Annotated in this window: 16 protein-coding genes; 2 read left to right on the top strand and 14 right to left on the bottom strand. The window is 60.0% G+C overall.

The features are described 5' to 3' along the window. Positions 1-30: 30 nt before the first annotated feature. Genes B3797_RS15795 through prmB form a run of 6 tightly spaced genes read right to left on the bottom strand, consistent with a single transcriptional unit; the run spans position 31 to position 4,621 of the window. Positions 31-312 carry a YfcL family protein gene (locus tag B3797_RS15795; protein ID WP_311782690.1) on the bottom strand — a complete coding sequence of 94 codons (282 nt, stop codon included), beginning with the start codon at positions 310-312 and terminating at the stop codon, positions 31-33. Positions 313-343: 31 nt separating this feature from the next. Beyond that, positions 344-889: an elongation factor P hydroxylase gene (locus B3797_RS15790; RefSeq protein WP_126690023.1), complete on the bottom strand. Its 546-nt coding sequence runs from the start codon at positions 887-889 to the stop codon at positions 344-346. Positions 890-939: 50 nt separating this feature from the next. Continuing rightward, a complete protein-coding gene (locus B3797_RS15785; RefSeq protein WP_311782691.1) occupies positions 940-1,737 on the bottom strand; it encodes a sulfite exporter TauE/SafE family protein in 798 nt (265 codons plus the stop codon). A gap of 9 nt (positions 1,738-1,746) precedes the next feature. Beyond that, on the bottom strand, positions 1,747-2,571 hold the full coding sequence (gene mepA, locus B3797_RS15780; protein ID WP_311782692.1) for a penicillin-insensitive murein endopeptidase: 825 nt from the start codon (positions 2,569-2,571) through the stop codon (positions 1,747-1,749). A gap of 4 nt (positions 2,572-2,575) precedes the next feature. After that, positions 2,576-3,661, bottom strand: a complete 1,086-nt coding sequence (gene aroC, locus B3797_RS15775) for a chorismate synthase (RefSeq protein WP_120453013.1) — start codon at positions 3,659-3,661, stop codon at positions 2,576-2,578. Positions 3,662-3,688: 27 nt separating this feature from the next. Further along, positions 3,689-4,621, bottom strand: coding sequence for a 50S ribosomal protein L3 N(5)-glutamine methyltransferase (prmB, locus tag B3797_RS15770; protein WP_311791559.1), 933 nt, complete (start codon positions 4,619-4,621; stop codon positions 3,689-3,691). A gap of 160 nt (positions 4,622-4,781) precedes the next feature. Between prmB and smrB the strand changes: the two genes are divergently transcribed. Continuing rightward, positions 4,782-5,330 (top strand): endonuclease SmrB, encoded by a 549-nt coding sequence (gene smrB, locus B3797_RS15765; RefSeq protein ID WP_081140321.1) that lies wholly within the window; start codon positions 4,782-4,784, stop codon positions 5,328-5,330. A 33-nt stretch (positions 5,331-5,363) separates the two neighbouring features. Here the strand turns inward: smrB and sixA are convergent, their stop codons facing one another. The 4 genes from sixA to B3797_RS15745 all read right to left on the bottom strand — a co-directional run bounded on the left by sixA (position 5,364) and on the right by B3797_RS15745 (position 9,932). After that, a complete protein-coding gene (gene sixA / locus B3797_RS15760; RefSeq protein WP_120453009.1) occupies positions 5,364-5,846 on the bottom strand; it encodes a phosphohistidine phosphatase SixA in 483 nt (160 codons plus the stop codon). 204 nt (positions 5,847-6,050) lie between these two features. Beyond that, positions 6,051-8,165: a fatty acid oxidation complex subunit alpha FadJ gene (gene fadJ, locus B3797_RS15755; protein WP_311791558.1), complete on the bottom strand. Its 2,115-nt coding sequence runs from the start codon at positions 8,163-8,165 to the stop codon at positions 6,051-6,053. Next, positions 8,165-9,475: an acetyl-CoA C-acyltransferase FadI gene (gene fadI, locus B3797_RS15750; RefSeq protein WP_311791557.1), complete on the bottom strand. Its 1,311-nt coding sequence runs from the start codon at positions 9,473-9,475 to the stop codon at positions 8,165-8,167. The genes fadJ and fadI overlap by 1 nt, the downstream gene beginning before the upstream one ends. 160 nt (positions 9,476-9,635) lie before the next feature. Further along, complete coding sequence (locus B3797_RS15745) at positions 9,636-9,932, bottom strand: YfcZ/YiiS family protein (protein ID WP_311782696.1); 297 nt, start codon at positions 9,930-9,932, stop codon at positions 9,636-9,638. A 360-nt stretch (positions 9,933-10,292) separates the two neighbouring features. Here B3797_RS15745 and fadL point away from each other — a divergent pair, with 360 nt between their 5' ends. Next, positions 10,293-11,564, top strand: coding sequence for a long-chain fatty acid transporter FadL (gene fadL, locus B3797_RS15740; protein WP_271152853.1), 1,272 nt, complete (start codon positions 10,293-10,295; stop codon positions 11,562-11,564). A 236-nt stretch (positions 11,565-11,800) separates the two neighbouring features. Here the strand turns inward: fadL and mlaA are convergent, their stop codons facing one another. From mlaA to B3797_RS15720, 4 genes are read right to left on the bottom strand one after another with little or no spacing between them, the layout of a single operon-like run. Beyond that, positions 11,801-12,565, bottom strand: a complete 765-nt coding sequence (mlaA, locus tag B3797_RS15735; protein ID WP_311782698.1) for a phospholipid-binding lipoprotein MlaA — start codon at positions 12,563-12,565, stop codon at positions 11,801-11,803. A gap of 35 nt (positions 12,566-12,600) precedes the next feature. Beyond that, positions 12,601-13,812, bottom strand: coding sequence for a c-type cytochrome biogenesis protein CcmI (ccmI, locus tag B3797_RS15730; protein ID WP_311791556.1), 1,212 nt, complete (start codon positions 13,810-13,812; stop codon positions 12,601-12,603). After that, a complete protein-coding gene (locus B3797_RS15725; RefSeq protein WP_120452996.1) occupies positions 13,809-14,267 on the bottom strand; it encodes a cytochrome c-type biogenesis protein in 459 nt (152 codons plus the stop codon). Before B3797_RS15725 ends, ccmI begins: the two co-directional genes overlap by 4 nt. After that, complete coding sequence (locus B3797_RS15720) at positions 14,264-14,806, bottom strand: DsbE family thiol:disulfide interchange protein (RefSeq protein ID WP_311791578.1); 543 nt, start codon at positions 14,804-14,806, stop codon at positions 14,264-14,266. Before B3797_RS15720 ends, B3797_RS15725 begins: the two co-directional genes overlap by 4 nt. Positions 14,807-14,843 lie beyond the last annotated feature (37 nt).

Genomic DNA, 14,843 nt, shown 5'->3' with positions numbered 1-14,843 from the left:
ACCGGGGCGGCATGGCGCCGCCCCGCTGTCTCAGGCGGTCTGGCGCGCCTGCTGGAACAGGTTGTCCCACATGCCGACCACCAGCACCTGATCGCGCGGCGACAGCTCGCCGGCAGCAATGGCGTTTTGCAGGCTGTTGGCGACCTGGATCTGCAACGCTTCCGGCGTATGCTCGCCCGACTGTTCGATTTCCGCGACCGCGAGGGTCAGGTGACCGCGCAGATAGCCGCTGGCGAACAGCTCGTCATCGCTGGCGTGATCGACCATATCGTCAATCAGGGCCAGAATACGCGCTTCAAATTCTGCGATCATCTCAATTCCTCTTTAATAATGTCTGCACTCATCACAGATCGTCTGGCCAGGGAAACTGTGCTGACGTCAGTGCAGGCGTGCCATAAAAGTCCGCCAGAGCGGTGATAAAACGCGCGGGCCGCGCAGGAATGCCATTCTCCAGATAAGAGATAACCTGAGCATGGACCTTGCGCTGAAACGCGATGCGATCGGGTTCACAATCTCCGTCGAGATTGTCACAGCTAACGTTGAACGGGAAGCCCGCCGCGACGCAAAACATCCACTCCAGCGCCTGCGGCTTGATCTCCACGGATTCAAACTGATTTTGCGTCTGAGCGTCGCGTCCGTCCGGGCAGTACCAGTAGCCGAAATCCACCAGCTTGCGCCGCGCCTCGCCAGCAATACACCAGTGAGAAATTTCGTGCAGCGCGCTGGCGTAAAAGCCATGCGCGAACACCACGCGGTTCCACGGCGAACTCTCGTCTGCCGGAAGATAAATGGGTTCGTCGTCGCCTTTAATTAGACGGGTCTGAAACTCGTCGCGAAAGCAGCTATCGAAAATCGTAATCAGTTGTTCGTAATGGTGCGTCGTGTTCATGGTGTCATCGTAAAAACGGCGTCATTATCGCGGCGCCGGGAATGAATGTATTACAGCGCGGCGATCCACGCCAGCAGCGCGCTGCCGTGAGCGTCCCACAGCAGCTTCGCGCTCATTACCGCAGAAACGATCACCACCATCGGGCGGATCAGCTTCTGTCCGCGGCTCAGTACCAGCCGCGCCCCAAGCCGCGCGCCGCAGAAGGCACCAAGCAGCATAATAAAGCCGGTTCCCCAGATCACTTTACCGCCAAACATAAAAAACAGCAGGCTGGCAAAGTTAGAGGTGAAATTCAGAATTTTGGCATGCGCGGTGGCTTTGGCGAGGTTGAAGCCGCACAGGGTAACAAAGGCGAGCGCGTAGAAAGAGCCCGCGCCAGGCCCGAAGAAGCCGTCGTAAAAGCCGACGCAGCCGCCGCCGACCAGCGCATAGGGCAAGCCATAGAGGCGGCGCGCGCGATCTTCTTCGCCGAGACGCGGCATCAGCAGAAACCACAGGCCGATAGCGATTAACAGCAGCGGCAAGACCTGACGCAGCGCATCGGCGTTAAGGTGCTGGATCAGGATGGTACCCAGCACCGCGCCGATAAAGGTCATGGCGATATTGAGCCGCTGTTCGCTCAGTTTTACCGCGCCGCGGCGCACAAAGTAGAGGCTCGCGGAAAAAGAGCCGCCCACTGACTGCAGCTTATTGGTCGCCAGCGCCTGCGCAGGAGAGAGACCGGCCGCCAGCAGTGCGGGTACGGTGAGCAGCCCGCCGCCACCGGCGATGGAGTCAATAAAGGCCGCCAGCACAGCGACCAGAAACAGAATCCCGACGACCATCGGGCTGACGACAAACCACTCCATGGAGATCCCTTATAACAGATGTTTATCCAGCAGCGCCTGACACGCCTGCGGCAGTGGCGGCGGCTCGCGCTTCACAGGCGCGCCGCTGCCCGGTTTCTTCGGCAGGAACCAGCTCTCCAGCTCGGCACCGCAGCCGTCGCCCGGCGGCGGTGCAGGCTGATCTTCACAGCCGATACTGTTGGCCGGACAGCGCAGCCGCACATGCATATGCGCGCGATGAGCGAACCAGGGGCGCACCTTGCGCAGCCAGTCGCGGTCGGCGCCAGCGTCGGCGCAAAGCTGCTTTTTAATCGCCGGATTGACGAAGATGCGCGTAACATCGTTATCTTTCGCCGCCAGTTTGATCAGGCTGTCGATCTCCGGCTGCCAGTGACGCGCCACCACGCTTTTGTCATCCGCCGTCACCAGGTCGAGCGGCTGCGGCTTCAGCAGCTGCTGCGCGCTCCAGCGGGTTTTGGGCAACTGTAGCCAGATATCGACATCGAGCCCGGTCTGATGGCTGGCGTGCCCGCTGCTGAAGCGCCCGCCTGCCGCCATGCCCATATCGCCTATCAGCACGTTGCCGAGCTGCAGGTTGTGCGCCTGCGTGCTGAGACGCTGAATAAACAGGATCAGATCGGGATGGCCGAAATAGCGCCGCTGGTCCTGGCGCATCACCTGATAATTAGGCGCGTTGAGCGGCAACGCCTGCGCGCCGACGATACAGCCGTTAGCGAAGGAGCCAATAGACTGCGCGCTTCCCGGGATCGGCTGCTGAATACGCTGCCACGGCGTCGCGGCCAGCCCTGAGGCGCTGAAGATCAGCGCCGATAAGAGAATAAACAGTGATTTCATGGCGTCACCAGCGCGGTACGGTGCTGTTAACGTCGGCGTTCTGCGCACGATGGCGCAACAGATGATCCATCAGCACGATCGCCATCATCGCTTCGGCGATCGGTACGGCCCGGATCCCTACGCAGGGATCGTGACGTCCTTTGGTGATCATCTCTACCTCTTCGCCGCTGCGCGTAATGGTGTTGCCCGGTACGGTGATGCTGGAGGTCGGCTTCATCGCCAGGTTAGCGCTGATGGTCTGGCCGCTGCTGATGCCGCCGAGGATGCCGCCCGCATGGTTGCTCTGGAAACCGCTGGCGCGGATCTCGTCACGATGCTGGCTGCCGCGCTGGTTCACCACCGCAAAGCCGTCGCCGATCTCCACCCCTTTCACCGCGTTGATGCTCATCAGCGCATGCGCCAGGTCGGCGTCAAGGCGATCAAAAACCGGCTCGCCGAGGCCCGGCGGCACGTTTTCCGCCATTACCGTAACTTTGGCGCCAATAGAGTCGCCCTCTTTCTTCAGGGCGCGCATCAGCTCGTCCAGCGCCTCCAGCTTGCTGGCGTCCGGGCAGAAGAAGGGATTCTCTTCAACGATGCTCCACTCTTTCAGCTCGCACGCCACGTCGCCAATCTGCGCCAGATAGCCACGAACCAGGATGCCATGCTTCATCTGCAGATATTTCTTGGCAATCGCGCCCGCCGCGACGCGCATCGCGGTTTCACGCGCCGATGAGCGGCCGCCGCCGCGATAGTCGCGCAGGCCATACTTTTGCTCATAGGTGTAATCGGCATGACCGGGACGAAACAGATCTTTAATCGCGCCGTAGTCCTGCGAACGCTGGTCGGTATTTTCAATCAGCAGGCCGATCGAGGTGCCGGTGGTGACGCCCTCGAAAACGCCGGACAAAATTTTCACCTGATCCGGCTCGCGGCGCTGCGTAGTATAGCGCGAGGTGCCGGGACGGCGGCGGTCGAGATCGTGCTGGATATCCGCTTCGGTCAGCGGAATGCCAGGCGGCACGCCGTCAACGATGCAGCCCAGCGCGAGACCGTGTGACTCGCCAAAGGTAGTTACGCGAAAAAGTTGTCCGATGCTGTTTCCGGCCATGGTGATTCCTTGTTACGAAGCGTTCGCTCAGTCTTTATAAATAGAAAAGTGATGTTGTGCGTCGACGATCTGCTGGCGCGTCAGCATAAAGACGCCGTCGCCGCCGTTATCGAACTCCAGCCAGGTAAAGGGCACGTCGGGATACTGATCGATCATATGCACCATGCTGTTGCCTACTTCGCAGATCAGCACGCCGTTGTCGCTCAGATAGCCAGGCGCGCAGGCGAGAATGCGGCGCACCAGCTTCAGGCCGTCGCTGCCTGCCGCCAGGCCCAGTTCCGGCTCGTGGCGATATTCGTTCGGCAGATCTTCCATATCTTCCGCATCGACATAGGGCGGATTGGAGACGATCAGATCATATTTCAACGGCGGCAGTTCGCGGAACAGATCGGCGCGGATCGGTGTCACCTGTTGAGTCAGGCCATGCTCCTCAATATTCTGCTCGGCCACCGCCAGCGCGTCATAAGAGATATCCACCGCGTCGACTTCCGCTTCCGGAAAGGCGTATGCGCAGGCGATAGCGATACAGCCGCTGCCGGTACACATATCGAGGATATGACGCGGCGCTTCGGGGATTAATCCGGCAAAGCGGTTTTCAATCAGCTCGCCGATGGGCGAGCGCGGCACCAGCACGCGTTCATCGACAAAAAACTCGTGGCCGCAGAACCAGGCTTTATTGGTGAGGTAGGCTACCGGAATACGCTCGTTGACGCGGCGGATCACGCGCTCAACGATACGATGACGCTCGCTGGCGGTAAGGCGCGCGCTGCGCATATCTTCCGGAATATCCAGCGGCAGCCAGAGCGTGGGCAGGACCAGTTGCACCGCTTCGTCCCAGGGATTGTCGGTGCCGTGACCGTACCAGATCCCGGCGGCGGAAAAACGGCTGACCGCCCAGCGCAACATATCCTGAATGGTGTGCAGTTCGTTGACTGCCTCATCGACGAAAATTTTGTCCACGTAGCCCTCCGCAGGCCCAATTGCTAAATCGGCCGATAGTGTGCCATGAAGCCGGGGAGAATTCAGCGCAGCAAGGTGAAAAAGCTGACAATTAGCGGATCGGGCGGTAAGGTAACGCCATTCGCTGTTTTCCAGCCTTATCAGACAAGATTCGCCTGAAATGAGTAAAAAAAACCCTCTTAATGACGACGACAAAGCGTTGTTTCGCCAGCTAATGAGCGGCACGCGCAAAATAAAGCAGGACACCGTGGTGCATAAACCCGCGGTGAAAAGCCGCGAGCTGCCGCTAAAGCGATTAATTTCCGAACAGGTGGATAACAGCCACTACTTTTCCGACGAGTTTCAGCCGTTGCTGGCAACCGAAGGCGCGACGCGCTATGTACGCGCCGACGTCAGCCATTACGAGCTGAAAAAGCTGCGGCGCGGCGACTATACGCCGGAAATTTTTCTCGACCTGCATGGCTTAACGCAGCAGCAGGCCAAACAGGAGCTGGGCGCGCTGATCGCCGCCTGTCGGCGCGAACATCTGTTCTGCGCCAGCGTCATGACTGGCCACGGCAAACATATACTCAAGCAGCAGACGCCGCTCTGGCTGGCGCAGCACCCTTACGTCATGGCCTTTCATCAGGCGCCGAAAATGTTTGGCGGCGACGCGGCCTTGCTGGTGCTGATTGAGGTTGAGGAGTGGCAACCGCCCGAGCTGCCTTAAGAAGGGATGGGCCGTCTGCGCGGCCCGCGGGCATTATATGGCTTTCGCCAGTTTAGAGGGGCTGACCTGCCACAACAGTTTGCCTTCACAGCTGGCGGGATCGAAATCCACGCAGGCGATGGCAGAAGTGGCGAACATCGGCGGCGCTTCCTGCGGGCAGAGTTCTGAAACCAGATAGCCGACCAGCGGCAGGTGCGAAATCACGATAGCCGACTTCACCCCTTCATTCCCCAGCGCCTGCAGATAGCAGGCCACCAGGCCGGGATCGCCGCCGGGCGTCAGTTCCGGCAAAATATCCTGCCCCTCCGGCAGATTTAACGCTTCGCGTACCGTCGCCAGCGTCTGCTGGGCACGAAGATAGGGACTGACCAGCACACGTTCTACGTCCACCGTCTGGCTGTTAAGCCAGCTCGCCATCTGGCGTGATTCATCACAGCCGCAATGGGTAAGAGGTCGCACCGAATCACTGGCGGCTTCAAGAGCAGCATCGCCGTGACGCATGATAAAAACTTGCATAAAGCACCGCTGTTGTTTGTCGATATCGCCCGGCGCGGAGGCGCCTGACTCTTCATTCTGCGAATGAACGCTGTGTTGTACCCCAATGACTTGAGTATAGTCAACCGGTTGTTTATTAAATAAGCGCTTCTCAGAAACGCGCCGCGCCGCCTGCTTCGACGGCGCTTTTCTAACCCGCTGAATCGGTACGGTTATTCCATTCGGTCAGGAAATGTAAAATTTCCTTTCCTGCTGTTCCATCTTCAGCAGCCCCTCGCAAGGGGCGAAGCGATCGCCATACCGGCCCATTAACGCGCGTAATGTTTGTACAATATTTGCCGCACCGCGCCGGTCCATATAGCGGAACGGGCCGCCGAGAAAAGGCGGAAAGCCGATGCCAAATACCGCGCCGACGTCGCCGTCGCGCGCGTTGCGGATTACCCCTTCATCCAGGCAACGCGCCGCCTCGTTAAGCATCATCATCATGCAGCGCTCGGCGATCTGCTGTTCACTCTGTTTCGCCGCAGGCTGCAGCCCCAGCAGCTGATAGAGCGCAGGATCGGGCTTTTTGCCGCGCTGCCTGCCGCCATACAGATAGAAGCCTTTGCCATTTTTCCGCCCTTTACGATCGTCCTTCAGCACCGCTTCAAACGCGGCGGGCGCGGCGAAGCGTTCGCCATACGCCTGATGCAGAACCGGCGTGATCTTACTGCCGACGTCAATGCCTACCTCGTCCAGCAGCTGAATCGGGCCGATGGGAAAGCCCGCTTTGACCAGCGCGCGATCGATATGCTCAATGGGCTCGCCTTCCAGCAGGCAGCGCATCGCTTCATTTATGTAGGGCGCGAGGATGCGGTTTACATAGAATCCGGCGCGATCCGCCACGACGATGGGCGTTTTGCCCTGCTTTTTCGCCAGCGCGACGGTGGTGGCCAGCGTCTGCTGCGAGGTGCCGCTGTGCGGGATCACCTCTACCAGCACCATTTTTTCCACCGGACTAAAATAGTGCAGCCCGATAACGTTCTCCGGCCGCTGCGCCTGCGCGGCGATATCCGCAATGGGCAGCGACGAGGTATTAGAGGCAAAAATGGTATGCGGCGCACAGTGCGTTTCTACCTCGCGCACCATCTGCTGTTTGAGCGGCAGATCTTCGAATACCGCTTCAATCACCAGATCGCGCTGCGCAAAGCCCTGATAATCGATGCCGCCGGTGATGCGCGCCATCTGCTGCTGGCGCTGCGCCGCGCTGATATGCCGCCGTTTTACCTTTTCGCTCAGTCCATCCCAGCTGGCTTTCAGCGCATGGTTGACGCCCTGCAGGTTGATATCCTTGATGCGTACCGGCAGACCGGCGTTAATCGCCGTTACGCTGGCGATGCCGCCGCCCATCAGGCCGCCGCCCAGCACGCCGATCTCTCTTAGCGCGCGCGGTTCGGCATCTGCCCCCCGCTCTTTTTTCATCGCCGTACTGGCGAAGAACAGGCTGCGCAGCGCGGCGGATTCCGGCGTCATCGCCAGTTCGCCGAACGCGCGCGCCTCAGCCCGGTGTCCCGCCTCACTGCCCTGCTCGATGCCGGTGCGCACCACGTCGATAATGCGCTGCGCGGCCGGATAGTTGCCGTGTGTTTTACGGGCGGTTTCGCGCTGCGCCAGCGCGAAGAACGCATGGCGCGCCAGCGGCGCCTGCATAACGCGGTCGCGCAGCGGCAGTTCGCGGGCAGAGTGCCTGCCTTTCAGCACCCGCGCGACTGCCGTTTCCAGCAGGATCGCCTGGGGTACGGCATCATCCACCAGCCCCAGCCTGCGCGCCTGTTTCGCCCGCAGGGTTTTGCCGGTCAGCATCAGCGGCAGTGCCTGTCGCAGACCCACCAGGCGCGGCAGACGCTGCGTGCCGCCCGATCCGGGCAGCAGCCCCAGCTGTACTTCCGGCAGGCCGAGCCGGGTTTTATCGTCCAGCGTACAGATACGCGCGTCGCAGGCGAGCGCCAGCTCCAGCCCGCCGCCCAGGCAGGCGCCGTGAATCGCCGCCACCACAGGAAACGGCAGCGCCGCGATCGCCGCCATCGCTTCCTGTCCCTGGCGCGCCAGCGCCTCAGCCTCCTGCGCGCTGCGGCAGTCGGCGATCATGCTGATATCGGCGCCGGCGATAAAGTTATCCGGCTTGCCGGAGATGAGCACCAGGCCAGCCAGCTGCGTATTGCGCCGCGCCTCGTCAATGACCGCCGCCAGCTGCTGCGCAAAAGCCGCGCGCAGCGTATTCATTTTTTCGCCCGGCACGTCGATAACGATGACGCCGACCTGATCCTGCCGCATCTGTAAAGAGAAAGCGCTCTGCTCCATTATTCCGCCTCCAGAACCATTGCCGCGCCTAAGCCGCCTGCGGCGCAGGCGGTAACCAGCCCCAGCCCGCCGCCGCGCCGCCGCAGTTCATGCAGCGTTTGGGTGATCATACGCGCGCCAGTGGCGGCAAAAGGATGGCCGTAGGCGATAGAGCCGCCGAGAACGTTAAAACGCTCTTCATTGACCTCGCCCAGCGCATGCGGGCGGTTGAGTTTTTCACGCGCGAAGCGTTCGTCGCTGAAACAGCGCAGATTGCAAAGCGTCTGGGCGGCGAAGGCTTCATGCATATCGATCAGCGTTAAATCGCCAAGCGCGACGCCAGCACGATCCAGCGCCAGCGGCGAGGCGTAGGCGGGACCGAGCAGCATGTCCTGCTGGACGTCAGTGGCGGTAAAAGCGTAGCTGCGCAGGTAGCCCAGCGGCGAGAGGCCCAGTTCACGCGCGCGTCCTTCGCTCATCAGCACCACCGCCGCCGCGCCGTCGGTAAGCGGCGTACTGTTGGCCGCCGTAACGCTGCCGTGCTGGCGGTCAAACGCCGGACGCAGTCGCGTATAGTCTTCGATTTTCGCCGCCATGCGCACGTTATTGTCCTGCTCAATCGGCGCTTTCCACGGCGGCGCGAAGGCGGGCATCACCTCCTGCTGCAGTACGCCGGACTGCCAGGCGCTGGCGGCGCGCTGGTGCGACCGTAGCGCCAGCTCGTCCTGCGCGGCGCGCGTTATGCCGTGTGTTTTCGCCATCTGCTCCGCCGTATCGCCCATGCGCAAACCGGTGGAGTACTCGGCGACGGCAGGCGGCACCGGCAGCAGATCGCGCGGCCGCAGCCGACGCAGGATCTGCATCTTCTGGCCGACGCTGCGCGCCTTACTGAGGTCGAGCAGCGCGCGCGCCAGGGTTTTGCTGACGCCAATCGGCAGCACCGATGAGGAGTCCGCGCCCCCTGCGATACCCGCTCTGATGGTGCCCGCCATCAGGCTCTCCGCCACGTTGGCGACCGCCTGAAAGCTGGTGGCGCAGGCGCGGCTGACGCTGTAGGCGTCGGTGTGCACGCTCAGCCCGCTGCTGAGAACAATCTCCCGCGCGATATTGGGCGCTTCCGGCATCTGGATAACCTGCCCAAAGACTATCTGCTCTATTACCTCGACCGGCAGTTCGCTGCGCGCCATCAGTTCGCTTACTACCATCCGGCCGAGCTCCACGGCGGGAATGCCGTGAAAACCTGTTGCCTGGCGCAGGAACGGCGTGCGAAGTCCATGAGTGATGGCGATGCGATCGCCCGCACGCGTCAGCAACGGCTGCGCTTTGCTCATCTTTTCACCTGTGAAAGTTGACCGGGCATCATTGCCCTGAGAGGTCTGACCTGATCCACAGTGTTAACGACAAGCGGGCGTGCCGCCAATCAGGAAAGAAAAAAAGTGCGAGGGGAAACACGAAAATGAAAAACGCCGTTTAGCAACGGCGTTCAGAGGCTTAGCGCAGGCCCAGCTGAAAAATTAAAGTTTCGGCCTGGCAGGCGAAGGTGAAACTGATATCAAGCTGTACGCCGTTGTCGCGCTCATCGAAACGGGCGTCAATCTGGCAGGGATCGGATTCAACCTGCTGCGCTTTTTTCGTCAGGCTCGCCAGTTTCGCTTCGGCTTCGCTACGCTGCGCAAACCATTCTGACCAGGTGGCAGTACAGTCGCTGTTATCCATCACGGTGCCGACATCCACGCAACAGCAGGCGGCAGTTTCATTAGCGCTGCATTTATTCATGGTATTGGTCATTGTTTTCTCCTGGGAATAAAGCGGTTAGCGATCTGGATTAACGCCCGGAATTTTACGCCCGCCGCTAAAAATGCGCCATGAGAGTCTCGCTAAGTGACGAATATCACAATAAAATTTGATCCAAAACAAATTAGAGTCGCTATGCTGCTTTCAACCCCGCCCGTTTTGTTAAGCGGATCGAAATTTTGCAGATCAATTCAGAAATATTTTAAAAACAATATTGCAACATCTACACAGGTCAGACCTATACTTGCCGCACTGGTCTGATTTGTCAGCTTCTGGTCAGTCCCTACAATCCGCCGACCCTTGTTACGCCATGTAACAATTACAGTTAATAATAATTCATATGAGGTTGTGGTCATGAGCCATAAAAACCTGTTCGCAAAGTCAGCCGTGGCGGCTGCAGTGGCGCTTGTCTCTTCACACGTATACGCAGCGGGCTTTCAGCTTAACGAATTTTCCTCTGCTGGTCTGGGGCGCGCCTACTCTGGTGAAGGCGCGATGGGCGACACTGCCGCATCGGCCAGCCGCAACCCGGCGACGATGGCGTTGATGGATCGTCCGGCGTTCTCTATCGGCGCGGTTTTTATCGATCCCGATGTCGATATTTCCGGCAACAGCTCGTCCGGCCGCAGCCTCGACGCCAGCAATATCGCACCGACGCAGTGGATCCCCAATCTTCACTATGTGCAGCCAATTAACGATCAGTGGTGGGTCGGCGCATCCGCAACCTCAAACTATGGTCTGGCGACAGAATTCAACGATGACTATACGGCGGGCGGCTACGGCGGCAAAACCGATCTGATGACCGCCAACTTTAACCTCAGCACCGCTTATCGTCTTAACGAGCATTTCAGCTTCGGCGTCGGTTTTGATGCCGTTTACGCACGCGCCAAGATTGAGCGCTACGCGGGCGAATCCGGCGCGGCGCTGGGCATTCCCGCCGATACTCAGGTCGCTCATCTGAAGGGCGACGAGTGGGGCTACGGCTGGAACGCAGGCATTCTGTATGAAGTGGATAAAAACAACCGCTTTGGCTTTACCTATCGTTCGGAAGTTAAAGTCGATTTCGACGGCGATTATAAGAGCAGCCTGCCTACCGCCATTAATCGCCTCAACTTAGGGCTGCCTTACGCCACCGGCGGCTCGACCATTCCGGGCGCGCTGACGCTAAACCTGCCTGAAATGTGGGAAGTGTCCGGCTGGCATAAAGTGGCGCCGCAGTGGGCGGTACACTACAGCCTGGCCTATACCAGCTGGAGCCAGTTCCAGGAGCTGAAGGCCACCGGTTCAAGCGGTCAGACGCTGTTCTATAAAGATGAGAGCTTTAAGGATGCCTACCGCATCGCGCTGGGCACCACCTATTACTATGACGATAACTGGACCTTCCGCACCGGTATCGCCTTTGATGACAGCCCGGTTCCGGCTGACAAGCGTTCTATCTCTATTCCGGACCAGGATCGTCTCTGGCTGAGCGCGGGCGCCTCTTACGCCTTTACGCAGGATGCCTCAGTGGATGTGGGCGTCTCTTATATGCATGGCCAGCACGTCACGGTGCAAGAAGGCCCTTATACCTTTAACTCTGTAGGTAAAGCCTGGCTGTACGGCGCGAACTTCAACTATAAGTTCTGATAGCGGAAGTGAGTGAAAATGGCGACCTCTGGGTCGCCATTTTCACTCAGGCAGGGAGCCCACGCGAGTGGCATGGGCCGATCGCAAAGACGCAAAAAGCGGCATCCATGCCAGCTCGGCCCGCGCCTTCCCTGGCGCGGGACGCTTTGCTCCTCTGCCCATGCCACTCGCGTTTTACGTTCGGTGCACGCAAAAAAATGGCGACCCTGAGGTCGCCATTGCATCTGTTGCCGCCGTTACTGCGCGTCGATATCTTTTAAATCGTCCTGAATCGCGCTGGCGTTCGGGTTCTCTTCCGGCTTCAGCCGACCGCCGTTCGCCAGAAAATCATGACGCTGGAAATAGGCGTTGCGAATAAAGGCGTAGGGATCCGACTGCTGCTTCAGCAGCGCATCGGAGTCGAGCAGCTGCGCGCGCGTCTCCACCCCTTCCAGCGTCCACTTAGCGACAGACATCGGCCAGGTCAGCCAGCCGAGCACCGGATAGAGCGTATCCACGTAGTCGCCGCCATCTTCGCGAATGGTAAAGCTGCCGTAGGCCGGCAGCTCGACGTAAGGCCCATAGCCGACGCCGTAGTGGCCGAGCGTGCTGCCGAAACGGTGCGGCACTTCACGCGCCAGCTCCGGGTTCGCCTTGCCCGCGACGTCGATAAAACCGCCCAGACCCAGTATCGAGTTCAGGAAGAAACGGGTGAAGTGAATGCCCGCCTGGCGCGGCTCGCCGACCAGAATCGAGTTCACCATACTCGCCGGCTCTTCGAGGTTGCCGAGGAAATTGCTTAAACCGGTACGCGCCGGTACCGGCACGTAATCGCGCCACGCCACCGCGACAGGGCGCAGCACATATGGGTCCAGCACGTTGTAGTTAAAGTTAAACATCGTGCGGTTAAAGCCTTCAAGCGGATCGCTGCGCTGCGCAGGCGCCTCGCTGTCCGGCTTTGAGCTGGCGCATCCAGCCAGCATGACACTGGCCAGGACCAGGCTGGTCAGGCGGTAAGCCATTGTTATCTCCCTGTGCGGTTTAATGATGTATCGCTTCAGGGCTGCTGTTGATTAATCTCCACAGCCATGTGCTGATGACCGTCCCAGGGCGTTAACGCGCTCAGACCAAACCAGTCGCCCGATTGCGGACTGGCGCTGCCGTCGCGGGAGATACGCACCCGAACCTGTACCTGATGCTGCGCCGAAAGCAGGCGCTCCGGCATCATGGCGTTGCTGTCATCCAGCGTAAGCGATAACGGAAAGTGGCTCAGCGGCAAGCGCTTAACGGCCACAGGCACCGGTGAAACACCGTCAGAAACAGAAATATACATTACTCCGCCCGGCGGTAACATTTTTTCTGCCTCCGGCGTCAACGTCACCGTCAGCGCCAGTTGCGTATTCTGCTGGCCCGCGTCGGTTTTTGCTTGTTCAATGCTGCGCTCGATCATCGCGCGGCGTCGATCCTCTGCCGGGATCTGTTTCAGCATAGCCTGCCACGCGCTGATAGCCTGGTCATACTGCTGCTGTTCATAGGCGTTAAAGGCCAGCAGGCCGAGCGTACGCAGATTATTGCCGTCATCTTTCAGCATATCGCGCAGCATCAGGCCTGCCTGACGGTTATCCTGCGGATCGCTGGAGCGCGTCAGTACTTCAGCATAGTCCTGTTTCAGCGTGAGGTTATTGGGCGCGAGCTGCAGCGCATGCTCAAACGCCTGGCTGGCGCTGGCGGCGTTGTTCAGCACCATGCCGAGACGTCCCAGCATGGTCCAGTCGTTAAGGTTGTCCGGCTGCGACTGCAGCGCGGTGCGCAGGCCGAGCTGCAGACGCGCCAGCTCCTCCATAGTCAGCGGTTTCGCCTGCGGATCCATCACCCGCGCACGCAGCGCCGGATAATCCTGCTGCACCTGCATCCAGCCAGCAACCTGCGCCAGCCCGCCGCTTTTCAGATACATGCCGAGCGACACGGCGATAAGCACCACGACGCCGGGCAGCAGCCCCAGACGGCTGCTGGCGCGCGACGGCGCGGCGCCCTGCTGCGGAATATCGGTCAGCAGCGTCTGCTGCAGCTCGCTGACCATCGTGGCGCGCTCGCCGATAACGCCCTGCGCCTCATCCTCTTCCAGCTCGCGCAGGCGCTGATGATAAAAATCGGTATTAAGGCGATCGCGATCGGCCTCGCTCGCCTGGCGCTGACGCCATCCGGCACCGAGAAACAGGGCGCTGGCGGCCGCCAGCAGAATAATAATGCTTAGCCACAAAGCGGTCATTTCAGCTTCCCGTCGCGTTTAAGTATCGCCGCAAGGCGCTGTTGATCGGTATCATCCAGCTCGCTGCGCGTTTTACGCTGGCGGCTGCGCAGGATAATAGTCAGGCCGCCCAGCAGCGCGAACAGCGCCGGGCCGACCCAGAGGATCAGCGTCGACGGCGTCACCGGTGGCTCATAGGTAACGAAATTGCCGTAGCGCGCCACCATATAGTCGATAATCTGCTGGCGGCTCTGGCCCTGCTTCATCAGCTCATAGACCTTGAGGCGCATATCCGCTGCGATCATCGCGTTCGAGTCGGCAATGCTGTTGTTCTGGCATTTGGGGCAGCGCAGCGAGCCGGTCAAATCGCGATACTGCTCTTCCTGCGCCACGGAGTCGAACTGGTATGTATCGATCGCCGCCCACAGGCTGAAGCTAAACAGCAGACCGCAAAGAATCAGAAGAACGCGTTTCATACGCCCTCCTTGCTGTATTTCCGCCACAGCGGCAGCACTTCCTGCTGCCAGACGCGCGCGTTCAGGTCGCCCGCGTGGCGATAGCGGATAATGCCGTTGCCGTCGATGAGAAAGGTTTCCGGCGCGCCGTAGACGCCGAGATCCAGCCCCAGCATGCCGTCGCCGTCATAAAGGCTGAGCGCGTAAGGATTACCCAGCGAGTTAAGCCAGGCGACCGCTTTAGTGCGATCGTCTTTATAGTTCAGCCCCACCACGCGGATACCCTGCTCCGCCAGCGTGTTCAGATACTGATGCTCCGCGCGGCAGGTCGGGCACCATGTCGCCCAGACGTTCAGCAGGATCGGTTTGCCGTCGTTCAGGATCTTCTGGTCGTAGATCTTGCCGGGCCGATCGAGCGCTTCCAGCTTAAACAGCGGCACCGGCTTGCCGATCAGCGCCGATTCAAGACGCGTCGGATCGTCACCGCTGGCGTTGCGCGACAGCTGCCAGAGCAGCGCCGCCGCCAGCAGTAAAAAGAGAATCAGCGGAATAAAGAGGATTTTTTTGTTCCTGCCCGTTCCTCCAGCGCGGCTTTTT

Origin of the sequence: Pantoea sp. UBA5923 (assembly GCF_002431095.1) — a bacterium.
Lineage (GTDB): Bacteria > Pseudomonadota > Gammaproteobacteria > Enterobacterales > Enterobacteriaceae > Pantoea > Pantoea piersonii.
The sequence above is the reverse complement of the archived record's forward strand: the minus strand, read 5'-3'. Positions and strand labels throughout refer to the sequence as shown.